The organism is Pedobacter sp. AK013 (assembly GCF_014205835.1).
GTDB lineage: Bacteria > Bacteroidota > Bacteroidia > Sphingobacteriales > Sphingobacteriaceae > Pedobacter.
The window spans coordinates 1-25,329 of record NZ_JACHCQ010000025.1 but is presented as its reverse complement, the minus strand read 5'-3'; the positions used below and the strand labels follow the sequence as shown (position 1 = coordinate 25,329).

General features: G+C 40.3%; 20 protein-coding genes. 5 read left to right on the top strand and 15 right to left on the bottom strand.

All coding sequences use genetic code 11. From position 1 onward, the window contains the following. The 3 genes from HDC90_RS16550 to dnaK all read right to left on the bottom strand — a co-directional run bounded on the left by HDC90_RS16550 (position 1) and on the right by dnaK (position 3,288). Positions 1 to 351, bottom strand: coding sequence for a hypothetical protein (locus HDC90_RS16550; protein WP_184468314.1), 351 nt, complete (start codon positions 349 to 351; stop codon positions 1 to 3). Next, complete coding sequence (gene fdhD, locus HDC90_RS16545) at positions 341 to 1,219, bottom strand: formate dehydrogenase accessory sulfurtransferase FdhD (RefSeq protein ID WP_184468312.1); 879 nt, start codon at positions 1,217 to 1,219, stop codon at positions 341 to 343. Before fdhD ends, HDC90_RS16550 begins: the two co-directional genes overlap by 11 nt. A gap of 179 nt (positions 1,220 to 1,398) precedes the next feature. Further along, positions 1,399 to 3,288, bottom strand: a complete 1,890-nt coding sequence (dnaK, locus tag HDC90_RS16540) for a molecular chaperone DnaK (RefSeq protein ID WP_184468310.1) — start codon at positions 3,286 to 3,288, stop codon at positions 1,399 to 1,401. 859 nt (positions 3,289 to 4,147) lie between these two features. Between dnaK and HDC90_RS16535 the strand changes: the two genes are divergently transcribed. The 5 genes from HDC90_RS16535 (at position 4,148) to HDC90_RS16515 (ending at position 7,666) form a co-directional block, all read left to right on the top strand. Then, the gene (locus HDC90_RS16535; RefSeq protein WP_221451877.1) at positions 4,148 to 5,089 is read left to right on the top strand and encodes a Dyp-type peroxidase; all 942 of its coding nucleotides are present in this window, start codon (positions 4,148 to 4,150) and stop codon (positions 5,087 to 5,089) included. 104 nt (positions 5,090 to 5,193) lie between these two features. Then, a complete protein-coding gene (locus HDC90_RS16530) occupies positions 5,194 to 6,108 on the top strand; it encodes a DnaJ C-terminal domain-containing protein (protein WP_184468308.1) in 915 nt (304 codons plus the stop codon). Positions 6,109 to 6,116: 8 nt separating this feature from the next. Further along, positions 6,117 to 6,395: a chaperone modulator CbpM gene (locus HDC90_RS16525; protein WP_184468306.1), complete on the top strand. Its 279-nt coding sequence runs from the start codon at positions 6,117 to 6,119 to the stop codon at positions 6,393 to 6,395. 73 nt (positions 6,396 to 6,468) lie between these two features. After that, the gene (locus HDC90_RS16520) at positions 6,469 to 7,320 is read left to right on the top strand and encodes an AraC family transcriptional regulator (protein WP_184468304.1); all 852 of its coding nucleotides are present in this window, start codon (positions 6,469 to 6,471) and stop codon (positions 7,318 to 7,320) included. A gap of 106 nt (positions 7,321 to 7,426) precedes the next feature. Further along, the gene (locus HDC90_RS16515) at positions 7,427 to 7,666 is read left to right on the top strand and encodes a hypothetical protein (protein ID WP_184468302.1); all 240 of its coding nucleotides are present in this window, start codon (positions 7,427 to 7,429) and stop codon (positions 7,664 to 7,666) included. 713 nt (positions 7,667 to 8,379) lie between these two features. Here HDC90_RS16515 and HDC90_RS25765 read toward each other — a convergent pair. The 12 genes from HDC90_RS25765 to HDC90_RS16455 form a co-directional block, all read right to left on the bottom strand. After that, entirely contained in the window at positions 8,380 to 8,607 is a 228-nt protein-coding gene (locus HDC90_RS25765) for an integrase core domain-containing protein (RefSeq protein WP_184468300.1), read from the bottom strand. A 263-nt stretch (positions 8,608 to 8,870) separates the two neighbouring features. Next, positions 8,871 to 9,266, bottom strand: coding sequence for a DUF5071 domain-containing protein (locus tag HDC90_RS16505; RefSeq protein ID WP_184468298.1), 396 nt, complete (start codon positions 9,264 to 9,266; stop codon positions 8,871 to 8,873). Between the two features lie 16 nt (positions 9,267 to 9,282). Continuing rightward, a complete protein-coding gene (locus tag HDC90_RS16500) occupies positions 9,283 to 10,152 on the bottom strand; it encodes an RHS repeat-associated core domain-containing protein (RefSeq protein ID WP_370576642.1) in 870 nt (289 codons plus the stop codon). A gap of 180 nt (positions 10,153 to 10,332) precedes the next feature. Beyond that, the gene (locus tag HDC90_RS16495; protein ID WP_184468293.1) at positions 10,333 to 10,635 is read right to left on the bottom strand and encodes a hypothetical protein; all 303 of its coding nucleotides are present in this window, start codon (positions 10,633 to 10,635) and stop codon (positions 10,333 to 10,335) included. Between the two features lie 627 nt (positions 10,636 to 11,262). Then, a complete protein-coding gene (locus HDC90_RS16490) occupies positions 11,263 to 11,871 on the bottom strand; it encodes a hypothetical protein (protein WP_184468291.1) in 609 nt (202 codons plus the stop codon). Between the two features lie 2 nt (positions 11,872 to 11,873). Beyond that, positions 11,874 to 13,592 (bottom strand): RHS repeat domain-containing protein, encoded by a 1,719-nt coding sequence (locus HDC90_RS16485; protein WP_221451876.1) that lies wholly within the window; start codon positions 13,590 to 13,592, stop codon positions 11,874 to 11,876. Positions 13,593 to 14,198: 606 nt separating this feature from the next. Next, entirely contained in the window at positions 14,199 to 14,699 is a 501-nt protein-coding gene (locus HDC90_RS16480; RefSeq protein ID WP_184468289.1) for a hypothetical protein, read from the bottom strand. Then, the gene (locus tag HDC90_RS16475) at positions 14,686 to 16,146 is read right to left on the bottom strand and encodes an RHS repeat domain-containing protein (protein WP_184468287.1); all 1,461 of its coding nucleotides are present in this window, start codon (positions 16,144 to 16,146) and stop codon (positions 14,686 to 14,688) included. The genes HDC90_RS16480 and HDC90_RS16475 overlap by 14 nt, the downstream gene beginning before the upstream one ends. A 100-nt stretch (positions 16,147 to 16,246) precedes the next feature. Beyond that, positions 16,247 to 16,951 carry a hypothetical protein gene (locus HDC90_RS16470; RefSeq protein WP_184468285.1) on the bottom strand — a complete coding sequence of 235 codons (705 nt, stop codon included), beginning with the start codon at positions 16,949 to 16,951 and terminating at the stop codon, positions 16,247 to 16,249. A gap of 51 nt (positions 16,952 to 17,002) precedes the next feature. Continuing rightward, a complete protein-coding gene (locus HDC90_RS16465; protein WP_184468283.1) occupies positions 17,003 to 20,392 on the bottom strand; it encodes a DUF6443 domain-containing protein in 3,390 nt (1,129 codons plus the stop codon). 7 nt (positions 20,393 to 20,399) lie between these two features. Further along, a complete protein-coding gene (locus tag HDC90_RS16460; RefSeq protein WP_184468281.1) occupies positions 20,400 to 23,771 on the bottom strand; it encodes a hypothetical protein in 3,372 nt (1,123 codons plus the stop codon). Between the two features lie 156 nt (positions 23,772 to 23,927). Then, positions 23,928 to 24,899 (bottom strand): hypothetical protein, encoded by a 972-nt coding sequence (locus HDC90_RS16455; protein ID WP_184468279.1) that lies wholly within the window; start codon positions 24,897 to 24,899, stop codon positions 23,928 to 23,930. Positions 24,900 to 25,329: the final 430 nt, after the last annotated feature.

Sequence of the window (25,329 nt, the reverse complement as noted above, 5' to 3'; positions counted from 1 at the left end):
TTAACAGTTTATATTGGGATTGGGAAAATTATCGCTCTGATCTTCTTCCACATTATCCAAACAGGTAAAATCTTTTTCTATAAGCAGGCTTACCGGACCAGACACATCGCTAAAACCGACTTTATCTGTATTAACCAGCTCCCCAATCATTTTTTCGGGCATATTCAGCACGATCCGATTTTCCGAAAAATCGGCAGTAAGCTGTCCCTCGCTTGTCGTCATGATTGCATATTCCAGCGCCTGGCTAGCAAAGTGGGTACGTTCGGAAAGAAACCCGACCATTCCTAATGCCGCTACTTCAGACTGGGTTAAACGATATCTGAGCGAATTGCCCTTTATTCTAATTTTCATGTGATGTAGGTATTAAAATTCTGTCGTTACTGGTATAAATATTAAAACGGTCTTCCTTTAAAAAGCCTAAAAGAGTGATACCAAATTCGGCCGCAAGTTCTACAGCAAGACTGGATGGGGCTCCGATAGCGGCTACAATTGCGATTCCTGCCATAGCTGCTTTCTGGATCAGCTCAAAGCTTGCCCGCCCGCTTAACAACAGGATGTATCTGTTAAGGGGAAGCAGATCGCTGGCAAGTGCCGCACCAATGAGCTTATCCAAAGCATTGTGACGGCCTACATCCTCCCTAAGCATCAGCATTTCTCCTTCAATCGTAAAAAGGCCCGACGCATGGATCCCACCCGTAGCAGAGAAATTTTGCTGGGCTGACCTTAGTTTGTTTGGCAGCTGGTAGAGGATTTCAGGCGACAGGCTGAGTTCCTGCTCACTGGCCAGACCTGAATAAATGCTTGATGTCCTGATAGACTGTATTGATCCCTTACCGCAAACTCCGCAGCTCGACGTGGTGTAAAAATTACGGTCAGACTGCGAGAGATTAGGCGTAAATTGATCACTGAATTCAACACAAACAATATTTTCCTTGTCAAATTCACATGCCATTGCCAAGTGGGCAATAACAGTCACCTCCTCTTTGGAAGATACAATGCCTTCGGTGAATAAAAAACCCAAAGCAAGCTCCAGATCATTGCCAGGTGTCCGCATGGTTACGGAGATATTTTTTTGGACCCGAGCGTCTGCAGGTCCGTATATTATCCGGATTTCCAGCGGTTCTTCCACAGAAAGTATGTCGAGCGCCGGGGAAGCGATAAATCCCGATACTTTTTTTACGGGCAAGTGTTTAATCGAAACCGATGGAATATCCCTCATAAATCGTCCTAGTCAAAAATGAAATATAAAGATACTGATTGAGCAGAGAATTAGAGGCGCCAATATGCTTATTTTTTGCCGCTGTACACAAAACCCATAACAGGTAGATCTTATATCTCGATCAATAATACCGTTTAACTGGAGCGCATTCCATTTAAACGGTATCATTTTTTATTCTTTTACTTTACGTCCTCAAAAGAAACGTCTGTCACATCATCCGGTGCGTCATTTGCAGGTTGGTTTACATTTTCTGCTCCCGGTGAAGGCTGATCGGTTTTGTACATCTCCTCACTGGCACTGTTCCATGCTTTGGTTATATCTGCAAGGGAAGTATCGATAGCAGCAATATCCTGTTTTTCGTATGCATATTTCAGGGCAGAAAGTGCGCCTTCAATTGCCTGTTTATTATCTGCAGAAAGTTTTTCCCCAATCTCTTTTAATTGTTTTTCAGACTGGAAAATCTGACTATCCGCCATATTCAGTTTATCTACCCGCTCCCGGGCCTCCTTATCAGAAGCCTCGTTGGCCTTTGCGCTCTCCCGCATCTTTTCAACCTCTTCCTTGCTTAGCCCGCTACCAGCCTCGATCCGTATTTTTTGCTCCTTATTGGTGCCTTTGTCCTTTGCGGTCACATTAAGTATCCCGTTGGAGTCGATATCGAATACAACCTCGATCTGAGGGATTCCCCTTGGCGCAGGTGGAAGTCCATCAAGATTAAAGATGCCCAGGCTTTTATTGTCCTTTGCCATGGCTCTATCCCCTTGCAATACATGTACCTGAACCCCCGGCTGGTTATCAGATGCAGTAGAGAATACTTCTGATTTTTTTGCCGGTATGGTTGTGTTGGCTGGGATTAAAGTTGTCATTACACCACCCATGGTCTCTATTCCCAATGAGAGTGGCGTCACATCCAATAGCACCACATCCTTTACATCACCAGATAATACCGCACCCTGGATTGCAGCTCCCAATGCAACCACCTCGTCAGGATTAACACTTTTGCTGGGTTGTCTGCCAAAAAATTTTTCTACTATTTCCTGTACTTTTGGAATACGGGTACTTCCACCCACAAGGATAACCTCCTCAATATCTGCCGGTTTCAGTTTGGCATCTTTCAGGGCCGTCTCACAAGGTTTTAGGCAGCGCGAAAATAAACTATCTGCTAACTTTTCAAATTTTGCACGGGTCAGTTTTTTTACCAGGTGTTTAGGAATTCCATCCATTGCAGTTACATAGGGCAGGTTAATTTCCGTTTCGGTAGCCGTTGAAAGTTCAACCTTGGCTTTCTCAGCTGCTTCCTTTAAACGCTGAAGGGCCATGGGATCCTTGCGCAGATCAATCCCCTCCTCTTTCTTGAATTCATCTGCCATCCAATCTATAATTACCTTATCAAAATCATCACCACCAAGATGGGTATCACCATTGGTTGATTTCACTTCAAAAACACCATCCCCTAGTTCAAGTACTGAAATATCAAACGTTCCCCCTCCAAGATCGAAAACGGCTACTTTCTGGTTCTTATCTGCCTTTTGCAGGCCATAGGCTAACGCAGCCGCAGTTGGCTCATTTACTATCCTTTTTACGTTAAGCCCCGCAATTTCACCTGCTTCCTTGGTTGCTTGTCTTTGGGCATCATTAAAATATGCCGGCACAGTAATTACAGCATCGGTTATCTCCTGTCCGAGGTAGTCCTCTGCGTTTTTCTTCATCTTTTGCAGGATGATGGCAGAGATCTCTTGTGGGGTGTACAACTTCCCATCAATATCAACCCGGATGGTATCATTGTCTCCGCTAACAACTTTATAGCTACAATGCTTTATTTCTTCTGTTACCTCATCAAAACGACGGCCCATAAAACGTTTAATAGACATAATCGTATTTTGCGGATTGGTAATAGCCTGTCTTTTCGCAGGATCGCCAACCTTACGTTCTCCATTTTTTAAAAAAGCCACAATAGAAGGAGTGGTTCTTTTTCCTTCATCGTTAGCGATCACTACCGGATCATTTCCTTCCATAACTGCCACACAGCTATTGGTGGTTCCCAAGTCAATGCCTATAATTTTGCCCATAATGTTAGATAAGTTTTAGTTAAAAATTTAATTATTTCAGATTAATACTTTCTTTAGCCAAAAACCCTGTTTATCGAAATCACCTGTCTTAAAATAGACAGTGATTATACACCTCAATAGAAATCCCAATTCCTAACCTCACTTGGTGCTTAGGGCACATTCTGTATTCTTTACAACTATCAAATTTCATGGCATCAGCCAATACAATATTAGATAATAAAAAAACGGCATCTTGCGCTATCACTATAGAATAGCATGAAAATAGTAGCGTAAATTATCGATCCGGGAACTGCAAAAAACGTCCAGACCGCCCGACCTGCAAAAATGATTTTGTAGCCCATGGCAAAGCCAGGTAAGATTTTAGATAGCAGAAAAAAATAAATATTAAACCGGTATATTTTGGGCTAGGGCTCGGATGAAGAGCAGTTTGTTTAGGTTATTTAAATATTAAAGCACGGGAAAAGAAACGCTAAAAACTATAAATGTTGTATTTAGTGAAAATAATATCGAATAATATGCATTTGCAGAAAATGTGAACTGTATCACAGTTACATCAACTAAATTTGGCTTATGCCTTTTAAAAACGGGTTATGCAAACGCGAAAAAAATCTATGCTTATAAAGCTACAGCAGCCTGAAATTGATTTGCATTAAGTTTGTTGAAAAATAACAGTGATTTTCTGCATGAGCACCATGTTATTCTATTTATTTTAAGTAATCTTTATTTTAAGTAATCTTATTGATATTGAAGAATTATACCAGGCATTTAACAGCCAAGTTCCACCGTAACAGGAATTGATTTGGATAGCGTATATTTAAGATAAAAATCAGATAAAATTGAAAATTATAAACCCACCAGCGTGAATCAACCACAAAACGTAACAGACTATCCTAATAACAACACCATTTTCATGGTTTGGAAATTCAAAGATGGCGCAGCCATCAAACCCGCCTTCGAGCAACTATGTGCCTTGGTAGAAAATATAAATCGCTCTTATGCAATCCGTATTGTAAAGGGCCGGACGAGTTGTGTGCTCGGTGTAGGATATGATGCCTGGAAAAAACTCGGGCTACCCACCCCCCTCCCAAAAGAACTGGCAGAATTCGAGCCCATTGTTGGAGAACGACACACCGCAGTGTCTACTCCAGGAGATCTACACCTACATTTACGGGCACTGGATATGGGCATATGTTTCGATATGGCCAGCGACATTACAGCGGTGCTCGAACCTGTAGCCGAATGCAGCCTGGAAATACATGGTTTCAGGTACTGGGACGGCCGTTCTATACTCGGCTTTGTAGATGGCACAGAAAACCCTATTGGAGAGGAAAGGCAACTTTTTGCCCTTGTGGGAGATGAAGATCCGGTTTACAAAGGTGGAAGTTACTTATTTGTACAAAAGTATCTGCATGAGATGAAAAACTGGACGGCATTGTCTACCGAGGACCAGGAAAAGGTAATTGGCCGTTATAAAATGAGCGACATCGAAATGACCGATGAGGTAAAACCAAGCAATTCGCACAGTGCGCTGGCCGGAATCGAAGATGCCGAGGGGAACGATCTTAAAATCATCAGGGATAATATGCCTTTTGGACATCCGGCAAAAGGAGAAGTTGGCACCTATTTTATTGCCTATGCCAATACCTTCAGCACCGTAAAAGAAATGCTAACCAGAATGTTTATTGGAAGTCCTCCGGGAAATTCTGACCGAATACTTGACTTTAGTACCGCTAAAACCGGTACACTTTATTTTGTGCCAACCATAACTATGCTTCAAAGTTATTCGGCAACTTCCGAATAATTCAATCAAAGAAAATGAACAATTATTGCCAACAAAGAAAAACGGCCCCGTCTATTAGATCAAGATTCAAATTTAAGACAGTTTATTATAGATAACCCAGCCAAATGGATTACATTGATTATTACAAAGTTCTTGGTGTTGGTAAAAATGCAACACCCGATGAGATCAAGAAGGCATATCGTAAGTTAGCCCGCCAACATCATCCCGATCTGAACCCTAATGATCCCGCTGCGGGAAAACTTTTCCAGCAGATCAACGAGGCCAACGAGGTGCTCAGCGACCCTGAGAAAAGAAAAAAATATGATCAGTACGGAAAAGACTGGAAAAATGCAGAACAGTTTGAAGAGGCCCGCAGGCAACAACAACAGTCTGCTTACACCGGAGGCAACCCTTTCGGAGGTCAGGCAGGGTATTATTCAAGCGATGATGATGGAGACTTTTCTGACTTTTTTGCTTCGATGTTTGGAGACCAGGGCAGATCAAGGGGAGGCAGACAGTCCCATTTTAAGGGGCAAGACCTTCGTGCTACGCTCCAGCTCAATCTATCAGAAGCCTATACAACCCATAAGCAAACCTTTACCATAAACGGGAAAAATATTAGAATTACCATTCCTGCGGGTGTAGAAAATGGCCAGGAAATCAAAATTAAGGGCTATGGTGCCGATGGCGCTAACGGAGGGCCAAAAGGCGATCTATATATTAGGGTTGAAATTAAAAACAATACTGCTTTCATACGCAAAGGAAATGATTTGTATTTAACTGTCTTGTTAGATCTTTACAAAGCAATATTGGGAGGAGAAGAAATGATTCAAACAATGAGCGGAAAAGTAAAATTGAATATTCCCCCGGAAACACAAAACGGAAAAAAAGTACGTTTAAAAGGCAAGGGATTTCCTATCTACAAAAAGGAAGGCACCTTTGGAGATCTTTACGTCACCTTTGATGTGCAAATCCCCAAAAACCTCACTGAACGTGAAAAGGAGTTATTCTGGCAACTTGCAAAAGAGTCCAAAAAATAATAAAGCCGATGGAAAATTTAACAAAAATTTCTGTAGAACAGTGCTGTATCTACTATAAAATTGAATTGTCTTTTATACAAAAACTGGATCAACATGGATTAATAAGCCTTATTTCATCTGGCGAAGGGGCCTTTATTTCCTATGAGCAGCTGAACGACCTGGAGAAATACATTCACTTTCACTATGATCTGGAGATCAATATGGAAGGTATAGAAACGGTAATGCACCTTCTAGAGCGGATCAAAAAGCTCCAGCAAGAAGTAAAAACCCTTCGAAACTATGGCTAAGAAGAACAATTCACAAACTTTGATACCGCTACCTAAAAAATCAACATCACTCAAGCTAATTATTAATTGTTAAATGTCTAAAACAAAGAGCTACATTGGACATCCAGACAGTGATCCAGGTCCCGAAAACAAAGCTTTCGTAGAATATAAGTCTTTTGATAACGCCAGCATGCTCACTGCGGCTCTAGAAGGCGATTATTTCGCGCTGATACTATTTGAAAGCGGAACGGGAGAGCAAAACATCACTTCTCAAAAACAAGTGATCAAGCCCCAGCAGATCTGTATATACCCACCCGGAGAAATTGCTCAATGGAGTTTCCAGAATGAGCCAAAGGGCCAAATCCTGCTGATAAAGCGGCCATTGATTGAGACCTTTCCCACCATTTTGCAATTTTCGTTTTTGGGACCTAATGCGCACTCGCTCCTGGATCTGGATACGGAAATGTACGAAAAAGTCTGCGCAGAATTTTCAGCCATTAATAAAGAACTATCCGCATCTACTGTTTTCAGCGAACTGGTTAATGCAAGGTGCCGTTTAGTAGGTTTAATGATCACCCTCTGGGTAGCGCATACCTTTGGCGATCATTCGCCGCGGCAGTCCAAGTCCATTGCTTACAAATTCCAGGCAATGGTTGACAAGCATTTTAAAACCCAGAAATCGGTATCGTTCTATGCGAACCACCTTTGCATCACATCCAATTACCTGGGGGTACTTTGCAAAAAGCAGTACAAAATGTCTGCATTGGATTTTATTCAGGAACGTGTTTTACTCGAGGCAAAGAGATTGCTTCATAGCTCTGACCGATCCATCAAGGAAATTGCTTTTGATTTGGGTTTTAAGAGTCAGACCTATTTCTGTTATTTCTTCAAAGTCAAAACAAGTTTAACACCGAGAGAATACAAGATAATCTTAGGAAAATCATAAGAAATCAAACACAATACATCTAACTTATTTTATTGACTTTAAATATATCAATCTATAAAAAACAAGCGAACTGAGATCAAAAAGTGAATTAACAAACAGTCCGAAAATGAGAAGAGGCAAAATTAAAAGTATATGTTTAACCAATCGTTCTGGAATCATCATTGATGAAAACAGACAAACTATCGGCTTCAACCGGTTAAATGATTTAGATTTGGAGTTGAATGAAACAGTGTTTTTTGAGATAGAAATGAAGGAAAATGGGCTTGAAGCGGTAAACGTAAAAAAGATACGAATACCTGCCGTAGCTAAAAACTATAGTGCTGCTGAGATTGGGTTGCTGCATTAGTATTTCAGTTACCAGCAGTTGTAAAATATATTTATTACTTCTTTTTTTTGGTAAGCTCCTTTAAATAACCTACCTCATGCCTGCTATTGCTAATGATGCGGCCTGCTTTACCTGAGAATGCGCCATTTATACCTTTTGAATACCTTACCATCATTTTTGTTTTTTTTTAAAATGAAAAAATGTTGTTCAAAAAAGGATTTTTGTTTACACCGGTATGTTTAAATCCATGCGCAAACCTAGCAGCTTAGGAGCATTGGCGCCTCATTTTGGGCTTAAATGAGCCAAATTGAGCTCATTAGCATCGTTAATGAGCTAAAATGGCCCTTATAGCGTGGCAGTTTGCAAGGGCCTGAGCGCACATGGCAGCCTAATGTGGTTAAATTAAGGGTTTTTAACCACAGATGCACACAGATAAGCACGGATTTTTATACCTATATCCGTCCTGATCTGTGGTTAAATTAACGCCTACTGTACTAAAGGCTCAACTTCATTACATGACATGGCGGCCTGCTTAAGGGTTGCATAACCCTAAGTAGTGTGACCAATCGGCCAAAACAGGCCCTGGCTTTACCTTTTAGGTAACCAAAGGGTACAGCCAGGGTAACCCTGAGGTAAGCCTGGGGTTAACCTGGTAGCAAGAAAGGGTAAACAACAGGTAAAGGAAGGGTAATCAAATTCAGCCTTTTTGTCCGTTGTCCTATACTGGATTGGGTTTACAATAGTATGTTTTTTTCCTGATATAGGTTTACAGTCAACGTTTCTTTCTCTTTTTTTGTCTTCATGTATGTATATTCTGGTGTCTGGTATCCACAGCTGGCGTGAAGTCTGAGGTTGTTGTATCTGTAGATGGCACAGTCTACTTCTCGGGCTGCATCGCTATAGGATTCAAATGTCCTATGGAGATCGAATTCGCTTTTAAGTATCCCACAACTCCTTTCCATTATAAAGATACTTGTTTACATTGGAATTTGGAGAACCTACTTTTCTTAAACCGAAAGTATAATAACCGAGGCACAACCGAGCTCATGAACACAGTTTAAAAAATAAACAAACAGTGAATAATCATTGCGTTGCAATACTTCCAACTGGTTGGTGTTTGGAATTGAAAACACTTCTCTATTAATTAGTCCGTAGTCGCCTTATCTGCAATCTTCAGGCTCAAGACTACGGACAGATAGGCGCAAAATGGCATCTTACTTTACTTCTAGTCACATAAAAATTTATTCATGAGTATATCCTTTGCAGCTTCATCGACACCATCCTCTGCATCAATATCTGATGGATGTTCAGCGATTCTTCTTAAAACTTCTATTAATGCTGGGTCAAGTTTATCCAGTGAACGAGCAATTAATATATACATAACAAAATACTTCCACATACCATCATTGGAGTTGAGTATAAACAATAATTCTTGTTTGATCTCATTAACATGAGGCACAAAATATTTAGCAATACCTTCAGCCACATCCCAATGCGTATCTTGTAACCATTCTAGCAATGCTGGAACATCTTCCTTAACCGACTCAAATGGCAAATGCTTTAGGCGTTCAACCGCCTCAATATCATAAATGCTAGTTGGAATAAAATTCTTATTTTTCATATCTATTCAATGCCTCTTATTGATGCTTGTACTTTTTTGTATTTATATGAGTATTCCCTCCTTCTGCTAATCCTGCTCTTGTAGCAGACCATTCTGCTAATTCTTTAGCGGTGGCAGGCCTTATTGAGGCATGATTACCCTTATAATCTACCTGTAAACCTAGGCTTCGCAAAGAATTGACACTAATCTTAGTTGCAATCTTAGCCCCTGATTTCGCCTGAGCCGCCGTTGTAAAAGTAGATAATCCATCCAAATCTTTAAACCGAGGAGTAAGATTTGAGTTTGTCGCTGGACCTCCACGATATATATATTTATCATCTTCTTCTTCATCTGCGCCTGGTGCTCTGTACCCATTCCTCATAAGCTCATTAAACAAACCTTGGTTTGCTTCGGCATTTTTAAAATTAAACTTCGCGGCACTGTTGTAAGCAAGCTGAAGGCTTTCTCCTGGATTATCATTCGAAGAAAAAAGCTTTATAGTAATATAACCAAGCAGTTCTAACATCCCAGCTGCAAGCTTACCTCCTGCCTTAATCAACTCGCCATTTTTGTTTACAAAAGTGTTACTCTTAACTACAGGAGCTGGTTTGATTTCACAGCAAGAAACTTCATTTCCTGACTGTGTCTGCGCCGGAGCGGGCGCTTGATAGACGGTTATCATATCGTCTGATGTAATACCATGTTCTTTCATCCAATCTTCTGTAGACATTCCATCAGGATCTATATAATTGATTGGGCTATTCATTGCATAATTATATGGCGACCATTTTCTATAAATTTCCGCCTGCGGATCAATCGCATTCCACCTAGCCACAACCGGATCATAGAACCTCGCGCCGTAATCATACTGCCCCAATTCTTCCTGCAATTCCTTGCCATTATAAATGGTATTTATTGGTACCAGTTTTTACAACAGGCTCCTTTCTTAAACCAAAAGCATAATAGTTGTCCTGCTGTAAAACCTCCAATTGATTGGTTACAGGATTTTTATAGAAAGTAGTCCTTATATTGCCCAAATGGTCGCCTAAATTATATTCATAACTGTAATTATCATTATTATTCCGGGCTACACCTTCTTCGGTATAATATCGATTCTAGTACCATCTGGCTTGTATTCTATACCGTTAATGTAGTTCCTCACCGTGCTACTATTGTTCCTGGCCAGTTTTTTACCAGCTGCATTATAGGTGTAGTTAACATTTGGGACTACAATAGAAACAGGCAGATTCAGATAATTATAATCTATGTTGATAATGTCTCTGGCCGTATTAGTTTTCTGGTTGCCATTAACATCATAGCTGTATGTACCGTTGGTAAAACCATTGATTGCTGTTAATTTGTTACCATCGTAGCCAGTGTAATTGTTCATTCCAAGATTAACGCGGGCCAAACTGCAATATTGCCCATTACATCGTAACTAATGGTTCGCCCAGGTTATTACCAGCAGTAACATTGATTAAGCAGTTTGACATGTTGTATGTATAAACAGAGTATTGACCATACCATCAAAACAAAAAGCCTGGCACCAAGGCCAGGCTAAAAATAAAATTGTTTTCAAGCAACAATTATCCACTCACGCCCTGCAAGATCACAAAGACTTGTAATAGTAAAGTAAAACGTTCTTCATTAATTAGTCCATAGTCTCCTTACGCTCAATGCTACGGACAGATGGGGGCTATTCTTCGCCATTAACCAACTCGAAGCCCTCGCCGAAAAAGGTAACTAGGGCTTGGCCTGGAGCAAAGAAGAAGACGAATTGCTCACACAACGTTTTAACGAAGACACTAAGATTACCCAACTCGCCAAACTACATTCACGTACATACGGAGCAATTAAAGCAAGGCTTATCAAATTAGGGTTTCTACAGAAATAACAAAGCCCAGCAACTTTTACATCGCCGGGGCTTTGATTTTGTCTTAGACACAAGTGACGCTGCGCTTAACAATTGCACCAGATTGGAGAACCGATTAAACACACGTTACGCCAGCGGAGGTAATTATTTTTTATATAAACGGGCAGTATCTATTGCTTTAATCTTGACTAGTTCTTCAATATCCTTGCCTTCTACTTTTTTTCCATTATCCAGGATATAAAAAGACAAATATTCAAAAGAGTAAACATCTTCTGATGTCGTTGCCAACGCTCCCTTGCTATACTCTTTTATTTGTTTGGTTATATCATTACCTCCTTGGATTATTTTTGGATAAAAACCATCATTGAAAGTTCTCATATCAATATAACCAATACCGTATCTACTGATGGAAAAATCATTTTCATTTTCATTAGAGAGAAACAATCTAATCTCTCCAACATAGTTTTTTGGAACAACAACAATATAAACTGGCTTATATTCACTTATACAAAATATAGAACAAAATATTATTACAAATATGGAAGTAAATGTTAAGGTTTGCCATTTTGAGTTCAGCAACTTCTTTACTATAAAACCTAATGCAAAAGACAAAAGTAGGGTGCCAGGTAAAGAAATCACAACCAAAAACCAGGACGGAAGAATCATTGTTTTCGTTTGCAACATTTGCCAAATACCAACACCCAATGAAAAAATGGCTAAGGTTGTTAATATGATCTGTACAATACGCCTCATGTTTATCGTTTATAAAATTTAGAAGGATAATCGTCGGTAGTTTCTTTCCCTATAATTATATTGATTAAAGACACCCCGTGTGTCTGTTTAAAAGAAGGTTGGTTGTATTGCATGATCTTAGCTCCATTAACTTTAAGTGTAGCCGAAGGAAATATATTTGTAAAAGAATTTACCGAAAGATTACCATTTTTGCTATTATAATTAATATTGAGCTTTTGGGCCACATCTACAATTTTATAATCAAGCATATTTAGATGGACTTCTTCGGACCTTGAAACGCTTGCGTGCTGCTCAAAGCCTATGCTTATACCTTGTCCCGTTTTAGACTTTGTTAAGACATTATTGCTTCCCCCTTCTCCTGGGTAAAAATCCCTTGCCTCACCCATGGGTGTATCTCCAAGTTTAATGGATTTGCTCGCTGACAGATCTGTTAACTCTCCATTTTCATTCTCGCTGGCTTTTAATGTTACCGTGCTGGTGAGCTTATCTCCAGCTGGATCTATCAATCCTCCCATTGTTGGACCATCCCAAAGATTTCCATCAATGTAACTATTAAATTCAAACTTCAATGTCTTCCCTAACCAAGTATCTCCAGAGCCTGCTTTTGTTGTAGCTTGGCTGTTCGCATTATTATCCCAATAAATACTTCCATCCTTTCTTTTCACAAAATCAGTCCCCTCCATCCCATCAGGATCAACAAACCTAATTGGATTATTGAATCCATAATTATATGGCGAATGCCTACGCATCTTCTCCGCCAACGGATCCACCACATTCCACCTACCAATCACCGGATCATAGAACCTAGCGCCGTAATCATATTGTCCCAACTCTTCCTGTAACTCCTTGCCATTATAAAGATATTTATTTGTTCCCTCTTTTGCAACCGGTTCTTTCCTTAATCCAAAAGCATAATAGTTGTCTTGCTGTAAAACCTCCAATTGATTGGTTACAGGATTCTTATAGAAAGTAGTCCTTATATTACCCAAATGGTCGCCTAAGTTATATTCATAACTGTAATTACCATTATTATTATTTCTGGCTATACCTTCCTCGGTATGGATAATATCGATTGTAGTACCATCTGGCTTGTATTCTATACCGTTAATATAATTTCTAATTGTGCCATTGCTGTTCCTGGCCAATTTGTTACCCGCAGCATCGTATGTGTATGCCAGGTTAACTGCTGTACCAGTTGTCCTTGTAGCGGTTGCCGGTAAATTCAGGTAATTGTAAGTTAAACTGATCTTATTCAATCCATCCTTGGTTGCATTACCATTGGCATCGTATTCATAATCCTCCAAAGTTAAACCGCTTACATTCTTCAGTTGATTACCAGAATCGTAGTTATAGGTTTTGATACCGTTATTGTCCCGGTTAAGGCTTTTAATATTGCCCATTACATCGTAAGTCAATGCTTCGCTCATTGATACGCCTGCCACTGTAACTGCCGTTTCCAGCCTGTTCAGTTTATCGTAACCATAATTAAAGATGTTTGCTGTTGGGTTTGCAATATTTGTCCACTCCCAGTACTGTTTGGTAATGTTACCGTTATAGCCCTGGGCACTGCCCTCCTGGTAATCGAGTTTCATACTAAACTGATCGGAAGTACTGTTCTTCATCCAGCCACGTTCATTGTAGGCAAAGGTAGTGGCCTGGCTATCGTTGTGCAGGTTCTTTTTGCTCAACTGCCCAATCTCGTTGTACTCCAGATGGCTCAATGCGATTTCCCCTTTATCGTTGATGTTCTCGAAAGTGGCGATCTTGCGGCCGGCATGATCATACTCATAGCGGGTGGCAATGGTGGTAACTACCCCCCCTCGCTAGCGCACGCGTGGCGCGTGTGCAATAAAGAATTCTAAATTTATTAAAAACAATGGTATATCGGAAAAATGCAAAAAATAACAAAACCCAACAATTTTAAGTTGAAGAGTTTTGCTATTTGCTTACTTCACACGCGACACGCGTGCGCTAGCGGGGTAGACAACAGACAGATTGGTGATTGTCACTTTAGAGACGGTCAAGCAGTGCAGCTTGTTGTATGGATAATTTTATATATTGAAGATAGCTAAGAAATAAAAAGCCTGGCACCAAGACCAGGCTTACTTTTGGGTAAAATAACAAAGCCCAGCAACTTTTAAACTGCTGGGCCTTGCTTTTAATTTAATCTATTTTGGTACCAGCCACAGGCTCGCACCAGCGAACCAACTAAACACGCGGTGAGCCAGCGGGGGTTATGATTTATCTTAAGCACAAGCGGGACGCTATGCACTAGAGAACTACCGAGATACAAACCTTAGCGAAGATGGGGCTGTTTAATATTCGAGCTATTCCCTGCCAGCAACCGGTCTTATCCTTTTATATTGATAAAAGTAAAATAAGAATAAAGATAGAGCTAACAAGTTTAAACCGATCACTGAATATTCTGATCCTATAAACTTTACATTTAAAAAGTAATTAAAGTTGGAAACATAAGCACCACAGTTAACTTTCTTACTTATGTTCTCCATATTCGCATAAACTACAATTTCCAAGCCTTGGTTATATTTAAATTGGAACCCATTAAAAGAAACATTTATAGCTTGAAATGCTGTTAAAACAATATTTATTAAGAGATTTTTCTTGCTTATTATTGATAATGACCTGAGTATTTTATAATTGTTTACAATTGTGACCACTACAGCAGCTATACATAAGGGCATTGTTACCCAAAATATTCCTTCTATATCATTTTGAATCAAGACAACGCCTAAAAAAAACAGGCTGGCAACCCCGCTGATTATTAAATAAGTGCTGGATATTATATTTAAGCTTTTAATTGCTCCCACGGTTAATTGTTTTTTTAATATTATCAACTTCTGCCTTTATATACTTTTTCACTCCGTCAACTGCATCCGAAACAGTGCGACCAAGCTCTTTAACATTACCTGATACAGAAACACCATCTCCCGAGATCGTTTGTTCCTCGCTTGGCAGAGTAATTTTTGGTTCATCTGTTTTTCCAAACTTGAGACTTCCTTCTCCTTCAAATTTGGTTTGGCCAGTCGTTTGATCTTGATAAACTTGTCCAGACAATTCTCCTTTTACAACATTCTTTATTTCTCCAGAAATTCCAGCTCCGGTAACAAGTCCTTTCTTTGAGTTTATTGCTGAACTAGCCCCTGCTTCAACTTTTGCCCCAGTTCTTTTATGCTCGGCTTCCACTCCAACTCCGACTCTTACAATATCCTGTCCTTTTCTTTTACTTTGCGGCTTTTCCATTTTCAAAGCAGTATTGCCAACATGGTTAACTATTGATTGTACCTTAGCTGACACCGCCACATATGCGGAATAAAGAAGCGAACCAAATATCGGATCTGGCCACATGCCATCAGGATCTGTAAATTTTATGGGGTTATCAAAAGTATAATTATAAGGCGACCATCGTCTACCAAGCTCTGCCTTAGGGTCAACCACATTCCACCGCCCTATCACCGGGTCATAAAACCTAGCCCCGTAATCGTACTGTCCCAACTCCTCTTGCAATTCCTTGCCGTTGTAAAGATACTTATTATCTACCGATCCCAGCATGGAAGTTTTCCTTTTTCCAAAGGCATAATAATCATCTTTCTGCAAAGGCGATATAATGCCGTTCACTACCTCAAAGCTATAACGTACATTGCCAAGGTGATCGCTTAGGTTATAATGATAGGTGTATGTTCCGCTCCCATTGTTCTGTGCTACACCTTCTTTTGTATGGATAATATCAATTGTGCCGTCTAGTTTATATTCTATCCCATCTATATAGTTCCTGACCGAACCATTGCTGTTCTTTACCAACTTCTTACCTGTGGCATCGTAAGTGTAGGACAGGTTAACAGCTGTGCCCGTTGTTCTTATTGCCATTGCAGGAAGGTTAAGGTAGTTGTAGGTCAGGCTAAAACCGTTCAATCCATCCTTTATAGCATTACCGTTGGCATCATATTCATAGTCCTCCGCAGTCAGCCCACTTACGCTCTGTAGCCTATTACTGCTCCCTGAATTTTGATAATTATACACCCTAGCCCCAGCACCATCCCGGTTAAGGCTGGCAATATTGCCCATCACATCATAGGTCAGGGCTTCGCTCATCGAAACACCTGCCGCAGTTGCAGCCGATCCCAATCTGTTCAGTTTATCATAACCATAATTGAAGATGTTTGCCGTTGGGCTGGCTGTATTTGCCCAGTTCCAATATTGTTTGGTAATGTTGCCATTATAGCCCTGTCCAACACCATCCTCATAATCGAGCTTCATACTGAACTCGTTACTGACTCTGCATTTTATCCATCCGCGTTCATTATACGAGAATTACTGTTAAAATGAAGGGAAGAATCATTTTTCCTGAAATACTCATTCAAGGCGAAAAAACCGATAAATTTGATTTCGATAAATTAATTCCTGACAACCTGCTGGCTTTGATTACCTCCATTAATCGTTCACTGGTATAAAAATTAAAATCAAATCCTCCTATTTGGAAAAAATCTAAATAATTATCTATTGGAGAGTTAATTACTATCTTTTCCGCGCTTATTTTTATATAGGTATTTGGAAATTCTATTCTGATTTTCTTTTTTATTAAGTTGTAATCTTGCTTTGATTTAACTTGAATGTAATGTTTTTCACTTGAAAATCTCTTATGATAGTAAAATATAGAATTAATATAATCCACATATTCTGTTAAATCCGAAATAATATGCAGATAAAAGTAATCATTAAGATGTACATTATTATGAATTACATGTGCTTCAAAAAACTCATGAAGCGGAAGTTTAAATCCTTCCAATACCCTTTTTAATTTCAAACTAACCAAGAAGCCATGGGCTGCAGTAATAGCATTACTTATTAAATCAGTCGGAAGTGACTCTTTCTGAAGTATGAAGGCATTTAAATCAGGTTTTATCTTACTAATTTTTGTACTGGAATTTTGCAAAAATGAAAATATAGATTTTTCAGATTCCATATCATAGTTGGATTTAAGCATTTGAATCTGCGGGAATTCCGGACCAATCTCCTGCGGTGCTTTTGCGCTTTCAAAAATGTAATATTTTTCAGATGACATGTTATCAATTATTAAATTAACCCACCGTTAAATTTTTATTTATTAATCAAATTAACCTTTTCCCTTTTTTGGTCTTAACTTTTCTGGTAGAACTGGGGGAGGAAGATCGTTTGAACGTTTGACGGGCTGAGGAACTGGAGGCAAAACTACCTTTGTTCCATCCTGTGTATTTTTCTTAAAAAGATCATTAATCTTAGTCCCACGATTATTATTTATTAAATCACGTCCTTCTTTAACTAGACCTCTAAGCAACTCAGCCGCCTCTTCAGGGGTTGCCGTTTTGTTCTCCTCTGCCAATTCTTTAATATATCTTCCCATGGTTTCATTCCATGTCGGATGATTCGCATGCTCACCCTCTCCTGTCAATTTACTATATTTTTCCAGTGTAATTTTATTCTCTTTACCCTCAAATTTAAATCCACCTTTTATTGCCCTTTGGACAAATTCCAAAAATTTCCATTGTGTTGGAGCAATATGGTGCTCTTGTGGGGATTTAATTGATTCTCCTGCAATCTCTGCTCCCGCTTTTGCTAAATTTTCAGAGAATTTAGCCGCTACCTCAGCGGTTGAGGCCACTTTAGGTACAAGATTCGAGTTGCCAAAAGCATAAGGCAATTCAAAAAAGAAAACACCTTCCAATCCATCTAAGTCAATTTTAGAAGTAGGATTATTTGAACCGTACTGATAGTTCGTCATCCATACAAAATGCTCTGCAACTGGATCTATTGAGCTAAAACGTCCTATTACCGGATCATAGAACCTTGCGCCGTAATCCAACTGGCCCCCTAATTCATCCTGAACCTCTTTACCATTGTAAAGATATTTATTATTTCCGAAAGCCAAACTGTTGCGCATTCCGAAAGGATAATAATTATCTACCTGTAACGGCCTGATCAGCCCATCGTAAACATCAAAGGTATAGCGCACATTGCCCAGGTGATCTGTCAAGTTGTAGTGATAACTATAACTGTTAGCCCCGTTCCTTTGTGCCACACCTTCTTCGGTATGGATAATATCAATATTGTTTCCATCATACTCGATCCCATCAATATATTCCCTGACCGTAGTCAGCCCGTTCTCCGTTACGGTCTTCCTTAGCTTGCCGCCATCAGCATCATAAACATAGCTCAGTACCTTACCGCTACCACTGGCACCCGAAGGCAGGTTCAACAGGTTATAGCTCAGGCTCATGCCCGTCCGGCCATCAACCGTAGCATTCCCGTTTGCATCATAGGCATAAGTTCCTGCAACATTATCCACCCTGTCCAGTCTGTTCCCGTTATAATAATACTGGTCCATCGCACCCCCGTTCCTGCCCAGCTGGTTGATATTGCCCATATTATCGTAGTTCAGCACCTCGCTCATATAGATCCCGGTACTCGTACCACTGGTCAGCCTGTTCAGTTTATCATAGCCATAACTGAATACATTAGGCGAACTAGAGGGCAAAGCATTCTGCGACCAGAACTGCCGGCTAATATTCCCATTATACTGGCCGCCACCATTCTCCTGGTAATCCAGTTGGATACTGAACTGATCGGATATACTATTCTTCAGCCAGCCGCGCTCGTTATAGGCAAGGGTAGTCGTCTGTGTATCGTTATGTAGGCTCTTTTTGTTCAACTGACCGATCTCATTGTATTCCAGGTGGTTTAACCCTACCTCACCCTGATTATTGATGTTTTCAAAGGCTGCAATTTTGCGGCCCATATGGTCGTACTCATAGCGGTTGGCAATGATCGTTTCTACCCCACCTACCTTGTGTGTACGTTTGCTCTTTTCCAGGCTGCCATCAAAATTCCAGTTGTTATCTACCACATCCGTTCCGTTCAGGTGGTTGGTGCTTTTGCTCTGCACCACACGGCCCTCAAGGTCATAATAATTTACCGTAAGCAGCATTGTCCCGGTAGACAGGTTCTTCACCTTCGTTCCTGTCAGCAGGCTTTTCGTGCGAGCTACCGGTGCCTGATCTCCTGTAGGCGGCCCAAAACTATTGCCTGTAAAACCGTAGTCGTCGTAATAGTTTACCGTCAGCACATCCCCACCACTCTGCGGAAAGGACTTTGAATCATAATCTCCACCGTTACGGGTCTCCCATAGCGAGATGGAAGTATCCCCATTTGCAATCTGCTCTGCCTGGTTATCCAGTCCGCTCTGAAGGGCATCCTTCGCTCCACGCTGGGGGACCGTGCCATTGTCGGCCGTGGTACCCGCCTGTGCGTAAAGCCCCGTAGCCACTACCCTGCCAAACCCATCGTATTTACTATATAGCCATTCCTGCGGGCTTTTACCACGCTGGACCGCATCCTGGTTCAGCACCACCTGGTCCAGCTTGTTGTAAACCATAAACTCCCAGCCCTTGCCCGGGATCTTTTTCTCCACCAGTCTTTTACGCCCATCATAACGGTAACCATAGATAAACTGATCGAAAACTGCCTGCGTTTCATCAAAACTGCTGATCGCAGCAGGCAGCCTGTCTGTATGCTCGTTTACCGCAGGTGGCAATACATAACGCAGGTTACCAAGATCATCATACACATAATAGGTAGAAAGGTATTTGCCATTTGTTTCCCATACCCGTTTGAGTACCACACGCCCCTCAAAATCCTTGAACTCTTCGGTAATACCCGCTTTTTGGTCAGCTGGCACCCAGTTTTCGTTCCGGCTGGTGGTCTTATACAGTTTACCTGGAAAGTAAACATCGGCAAAGGCACCATTGCCCGCATTGTTAACGGTCCAAAGCTTAACTTCATCCTGTGCATTTGTTCCATATTCGGTTCTCTGGGTATGCCCCCCGTTGATCTGCCAGGCTTCGCCCAGTGCCCCCTGCTGCAATACCCGGTTCAAAGGTGAGGCTTCGAACTGTGTCTCGGCAAAGGCATAGTCTGTTGCTTTTACACCTGCTGCCTGTGGTAAATGGAAAAAATCAAACTGAGCACCGATTGCTGCATCACGGAAACTTCCCGTAGCCCCTGTCTGCGCCGCATAAGGCTGGTATTTAAACTGTTCCCTACCAAAGGCATCGTAGGCAATGGGCTGAACAATATCCTTAAAGCCCGGGCTGCCCTGCACCTGTACGGTCTGCAAAGGCCTGCCCAGTCCGTCAAAGTACTGGATGGCCTGGTTCTCCTGGCATACACTGCGGCTGGCACCCAGGGTCGCATCTGTAACCCCGCGCTGTCTAAAGCTACGGGTAAGGATAAAGTTCTGGCTGGTAGTTGGTGTTGAGGACAAGGGTACACAGTTCAGGTAACTTATCCCTGTGGTGAAAATCCGCAAAGTACTACCTGCAGGTACATAAAAACCATCGGTCAGGGTCACACTTGAAGGGGCACTGATCTCGCTCTCCCCGTTATAAACCGACACCAACTTTTGGGCAGAAGAGCGGCTACACAGCAACAGCAATACTGCCGCACAGAAATATTTTAGATGTTGTTTCATGGAGGCGTTAGTTTTTATAGTGGTACTCGGTTTGTTTTAGAATATTGCTGTTTTGATCCTTAACTGTTTTTAACCGGCCAAACTCATCATAATCATAATAAGTGGTCATTCCCTTGGCGTCGGTCTGACTGCTCATGCCAACCAATGGCTTATAAGTATAAGAAGTGATCTGCGCATTTTTAAGTAAAGGGGAATTCCTCAAAATGCTGACCAGATCTTTGACCTGCTGGTCTGTGGGATTGGAATCCGCAAAATTACTTACAGCTGTTGGTCCACCAAGTATCGATTCTACCGTGGAATAATCTATATTTCTAATCTCCGCAATTGGATATGCAAAGTTGTAGGACCACAAATAGTTGACAGACATACCATCTTTTTGCTTAACAGAGAGCAGGTTACCATTATCATTATATTTATCATAAGTCACTTTCTCCTGATAATGCAAATCAGGCGAGTATGTACCTAACGTATTAATTTCTGGTAATACCCCAATAGTTTGATTAGAAAATTTGAAATTACTCACTGCTAATTGTTCGTTCGATTCAAACTGAAAAACGCGATCTATCAAGCCACCTCCCCCCCTGAATTGAATAAGCGAACCTCTTACGACAGTTTTTTCTGGAGATTGCATATATGATACTGATTCTATAGGTGTAGATATATTGTTATTATTAATCATGTCGTCAATAAATGGTATTCCAGAGTTAAAATCAGTTGCATAAAGATTAATATTTACGATACTTTTCCCATTACTTTTATTAGATGTACTTCGGCTTTGTAACCCGAGATTATTATAGGAGTTTTCTGTTATAAGTTCTGAAATCCCTGACTGTTCATAATTCCTTTCGATCAACCTAGAGAGACGGTATGCTCCCATATGTATTGGGTAATATGCTCGGCTAAAATCCGTAGTTGATAAATAGTTTTCTAAGCTGCCAGTGGCCAGGGGAAAATATACTATACGGCTTATGCTGGTAGCTCCTTGTGTATCAGAATTTACTAGCGTATCATATTGATAGATACGTTCCTTTGTTAATTTATACGAGTTAGCATTTTTATCATAAGAATAATAATGTTCACTAGGCAATTTACCATCCTGCACCATGTTATTTTCAAAATACCATCGACCTCCAGGAACATTTAAATTCTCAATACTACTGGGAAAAATTTTAGTATTTGATGAATAGACAATTTTTCCATTCGATTCGCCGTTAGCATTTAAATAGAACTTGGTGACTTCGTCATAAGTAACTGATGAACCAGCAAAATCGACCTGAGGAATATCTCCTTGCCCCACGAAGATAATGCGTTCATCTTTGTAAAGAAGACATTCGCTCCAAGGTTTTGTTGGGTCACAATTCGGATTGTACGCCCAGTCATACCTTTTATAGGAGTTTTTCACAAAATCGACGTCTGTTCTTAAAAAATTACCAACGCCTTCTCCATTAGAACCTTTATAACTGTAAGCGATGATTGATTGAATACTATTATTACTATCATGGTTCTCAATTTTTCGAACCCTTAGTCCCCCACCGTCCTTGATTTGGTTAGAAGTATTAATTTTTTCACAATATAAAGCAAGGCTAATTTTTGTTGCTGCATCATCATCTATTCGAATTGTAACTCTGTATTGATGTGATCTATTGAACCTGTATCCAGGAGAAATTGTCAAAGGCACTTCAAAATTACCTGTGTGTTCCCAAGAATTGACATCTTGCCCAGTCGTCAAGTCTCTTAGTGTGACACGCTGTGCAACATCTGCTGCCGAAGGGTTAGTATGTGCTGAAAACGTAATATTAAAAATACCAAGGGTATCGATAGCATCAGTTGGCCAATAAAAATCCTGGCTGGTGGAAACGGGATTTCTTTTTCCGGCCCCGTTCAATCGGGTGTCAACAACTGAAACGTTCACATAGGTTACAATATCAGATTTGTATTTATTCGCTTCAAAATCAAATGCCGTATAACCACCTGTTGGGTAAGTAATCTTTTTCAAAATACCCGCCTGCATATAAGATATGTCTGAACTCCTGTCAGCGGAGCCAAGCGGCGTTTTAGAATACCACTGTTGTAGTTCGGGGTTAGTTGGAGGTACATTTGGTAGAAATTCTTGCTCCCGTCCATTATAGTACCCCCAATAGTCTTGTGCAGTGGACATTGTAGAGGGTAGCTTTGTCGTTTCATATTCAAAATTATGGCGGTCGATTACATTACCAGTGCTACTCATTTTACTAATTGAATTCAATTTCAGTCTATAGTCCCATTGGCCTACCGGATTATTCGTTGTAAAGTAATCGTAATCGAAAACTTGCTTTTCAATTAAATCATATCCACCAGTTGAATTCATTGCATATACACTTAAATTATTCAACATTGCACCTGGATAGTCCTTCCTTCCGGTGATAGCATTAAATATAATCTTACCATTTTTGAAAATGATTTCAGTAAGATTCGGCTCTGCAGTTGAAATACTTGAAGAACTTTGGGTAATCCCCTGATCGGTAAATACTCCATAATTACCCGCCTCACTATTTCCAGATTTATAAAAGGTTTTGGAGTAACTAGGATAGATAATCCACTCTGGCTGGGTGCTTCTTCCATTACCCAAATCTGTAGATACAGGCTTATACTCATACTTAAATAAAATAGAATCTTTCTTATTTGCAGATATGATCTTTGTTAAATACCAAGACTGTGTGTAAAATCTAAGCGTTTGAGATATCTCAAGATCGTTATCGTTCGAGTAATTTTGTTTTTGCGCAAAAATGTAATCAATACCATTCTCATCCGTAATTTGATAATTATTATTAATATCTGTGGCGCCAACAGTTCTAGTAATCTTTACCGGACTGTAGGGGATTGCCTCAAATTTTTGGATGTTGCGTTTATATATAAATTTACCTGATGCAGTTGGTAAGTTATAACTAAAAAAATCAGGCTCGGCATCTCTCAAGCGGTCTCCGTATTTTTGAATCAGGGAAGCATCTTGAGTAGAGGTTAATTCACTAGGACTTATAACATCATCGATCCAGCCATATTGCGGAACCTCATCAGGTATTCCTCTTACACTTCGCGATATTATGCCTCCGGCATTTAATGACCATCCCAAACCTATCCACGTGGCTACCTGGCTAACTTTAATTCCGCCGGCAAAATAACTAATTGAAATTGGCAGCTTCAGGCTTCCAGATACGACATTGTAAATTGGAATACTAATTTCAGGACGTCCTGTCAGTGTATTTACTTGATAATCCCCATACCGGACAAATTCAGTAGCATTGGGTGTTAAGGGTATAATTTTTGGGAGGGCACTTTTAGATTGTGCCTGAACTTTCATCCCAAGGATGGCTATTATTGCAATGCAGGATAACAATTTCATTTTTACTATTCTAATTGTTTAGTTTTATATTCCGTAATTATTCAGTATCTGTTAAGCTACTTCGATTATTATTTTCTGAAAGGCTTTTTCTTCATTTTAATTGGCTGTTGTATCTACTATTTCTTCATACCTGATTATCTCAAGTTCTTCATTTTCTTATCTGTTTGTTATTTTCCTCACGTTTGCCAGTTCTTTTATCACGCAATCAATCTGTTCCTGTTGCTTACGGTTTACTTCCTTTTCGTTTTTGAGCTGTTTATCCTTTTCTATCAGGTGCAAAGTCAGTTCTTCTACCTTCTGTAACAGTTTAATGTTCAACTCCCCCAGGTTTACACCATTTTCTACCATATCCTTAGCGGTTGGGACCTCGGGCAAGTGTTTATTGATTTTCACGAATTTTTCGAGTTCTGCTAATTCGGGGAGTTTATAAGCAGGTTCAAAGACAAAATCGGCGCCAGCATTGGTAGAGACCTTAATTTCACGGGCACCAATGTTTCCTGCTACGGTAAGCTTTTCTTGCGGGTTTGTTGTTCCTATGCCCACATTACCCAAGGCAGACCCATCGGTTTTAGTGGCCAGTACGGTATTTCCATTTAGTGATTTAATCACATCCAGATCACCGCCGTCAGCATTGTTACTTACACCAAAACCATGCTGATATACCCCCCTGAGCGCCCAATTCTGCGCCCCCGTAATTCCTGAAAAACCTAATGAGACAATACCTGCCACATTTTTATTAGGAAAAGTAGCCTGATCTAGAATAGCCTTAATATTTCCATTTACCACAAGCCTATCATTTGCGGCAGCTGTACCAATCCCTACATTACCCATCAAAAAGCTGGTTCCACCAAAATCTGTTGCAAGAGAAACATTAGGCGTTTGCGGATTGTTCCATGTCGAAAAATAAAGGGAGTTGCCGCTACTGCTTAAGCGGTTAGCACTATAGTTAGACCACCACATCATACTACCATCATGCCTGGTACCTCCATCACCATCACTTCCGATGACTACATCAGCAGCATAAGGATTAGCTGCATCGATAAGATTGTTTCCTGTGGTTAGTACTTTAGTTTGGGCAGAAGCAACACTTGCTGAACACAGCAAGATTGAGAACATTAAAATTTTCATTTGATTTTTTTTTGATTAAAATTTAAAAGGATATTAGTTTTCAGACTCCTAACAGATTACTGCTAAATTATTTCATTTTTTTATTCAGGGTTTTGATGTACGCATCCTGTACTTCAACTTTCTTACTTAGCTCAGTAGCCAGTTCACCTATTATGTAACAGTTAATCATAATTGATTTAATTGAAAAAAAGATATTAAGACGACTAAAAAGAAAAAAGAGACATATCTCTTTTCAAATATTCAAAAAGACATTGGCGGCGATTGCTTGTTTTTAACATGAGAGCGTAAATAAGTAGTTATAAAGTGTCTGGTTTATCACCTATCTGTAGGCAAAATGGAGATTTCGCTGAAATTGACCACCCCGTTTCGGTTTAAACTGACCACCTGTTCCGCGGGAAACTGACCACCTGATTTCGGGCCAAATTGACCA

Bases quoted from the DNA above. Each gene is read 5' to 3' on its own strand.
- HDC90_RS16550 (WP_184468314.1), bottom strand. From the start codon at position 351: ATGAAAATTAGAATAAAGGGCAATTCGCTCAGATATCGTTTAACCCAG.
- fdhD (WP_184468312.1), bottom strand. From the start codon at position 1,219: ATGAGGGATATTCCATCGGTTTCGATTAAACACTTGCCCGTAAAAAAA.
- dnaK (WP_184468310.1), bottom strand. From the start codon at position 3,288: ATGGGCAAAATTATAGGCATTGACTTGGGAACCACCAATAGCTGTGTG.
- HDC90_RS16530 (WP_184468308.1), top strand. From the start codon at position 5,194: ATGGATTACATTGATTATTACAAAGTTCTTGGTGTTGGTAAAAATGCA.
- HDC90_RS16525 (WP_184468306.1), top strand. From the start codon at position 6,117: ATGGAAAATTTAACAAAAATTTCTGTAGAACAGTGCTGTATCTACTAT.
- HDC90_RS16520 (WP_184468304.1), top strand. From the start codon at position 6,469: ATGTCTAAAACAAAGAGCTACATTGGACATCCAGACAGTGATCCAGGT.
- HDC90_RS16515 (WP_184468302.1), top strand. From the start codon at position 7,427: ATGAGAAGAGGCAAAATTAAAAGTATATGTTTAACCAATCGTTCTGGA.
- HDC90_RS25765 (WP_184468300.1), bottom strand. From the start codon at position 8,607: ATGGAAAGGAGTTGTGGGATACTTAAAAGCGAATTCGATCTCCATAGG.
- HDC90_RS16505 (WP_184468298.1), bottom strand. From the start codon at position 9,266: ATGAAAAATAAGAATTTTATTCCAACTAGCATTTATGATATTGAGGCG.
- HDC90_RS16495 (WP_184468293.1), bottom strand. From the start codon at position 10,635: ATGAACAATTACACTGGCTACGATGGTAACAAATTAACAGCAATCAAT.
- HDC90_RS16490 (WP_184468291.1), bottom strand. From the start codon at position 11,871: ATGAGGCGTATTGTACAGATCATATTAACAACCTTAGCCATTTTTTCA.
- HDC90_RS16475 (WP_184468287.1), bottom strand. From the start codon at position 16,146: ATGAAGCTCGATTATGAGGATGGTGTTGGACAGGGCTATAATGGCAAC.
- HDC90_RS16470 (WP_184468285.1), bottom strand. From the start codon at position 16,951: ATGTCATCTGAAAAATATTACATTTTTGAAAGCGCAAAAGCACCGCAG.
- HDC90_RS16465 (WP_184468283.1), bottom strand. From the start codon at position 20,392: ATGAAACAACATCTAAAATATTTCTGTGCGGCAGTATTGCTGTTGCTG.
- HDC90_RS16460 (WP_184468281.1), bottom strand. From the start codon at position 23,771: ATGAAATTGTTATCCTGCATTGCAATAATAGCCATCCTTGGGATGAAA.
- HDC90_RS16455 (WP_184468279.1), bottom strand. From the start codon at position 24,899: ATGAAAATTTTAATGTTCTCAATCTTGCTGTGTTCAGCAAGTGTTGCT.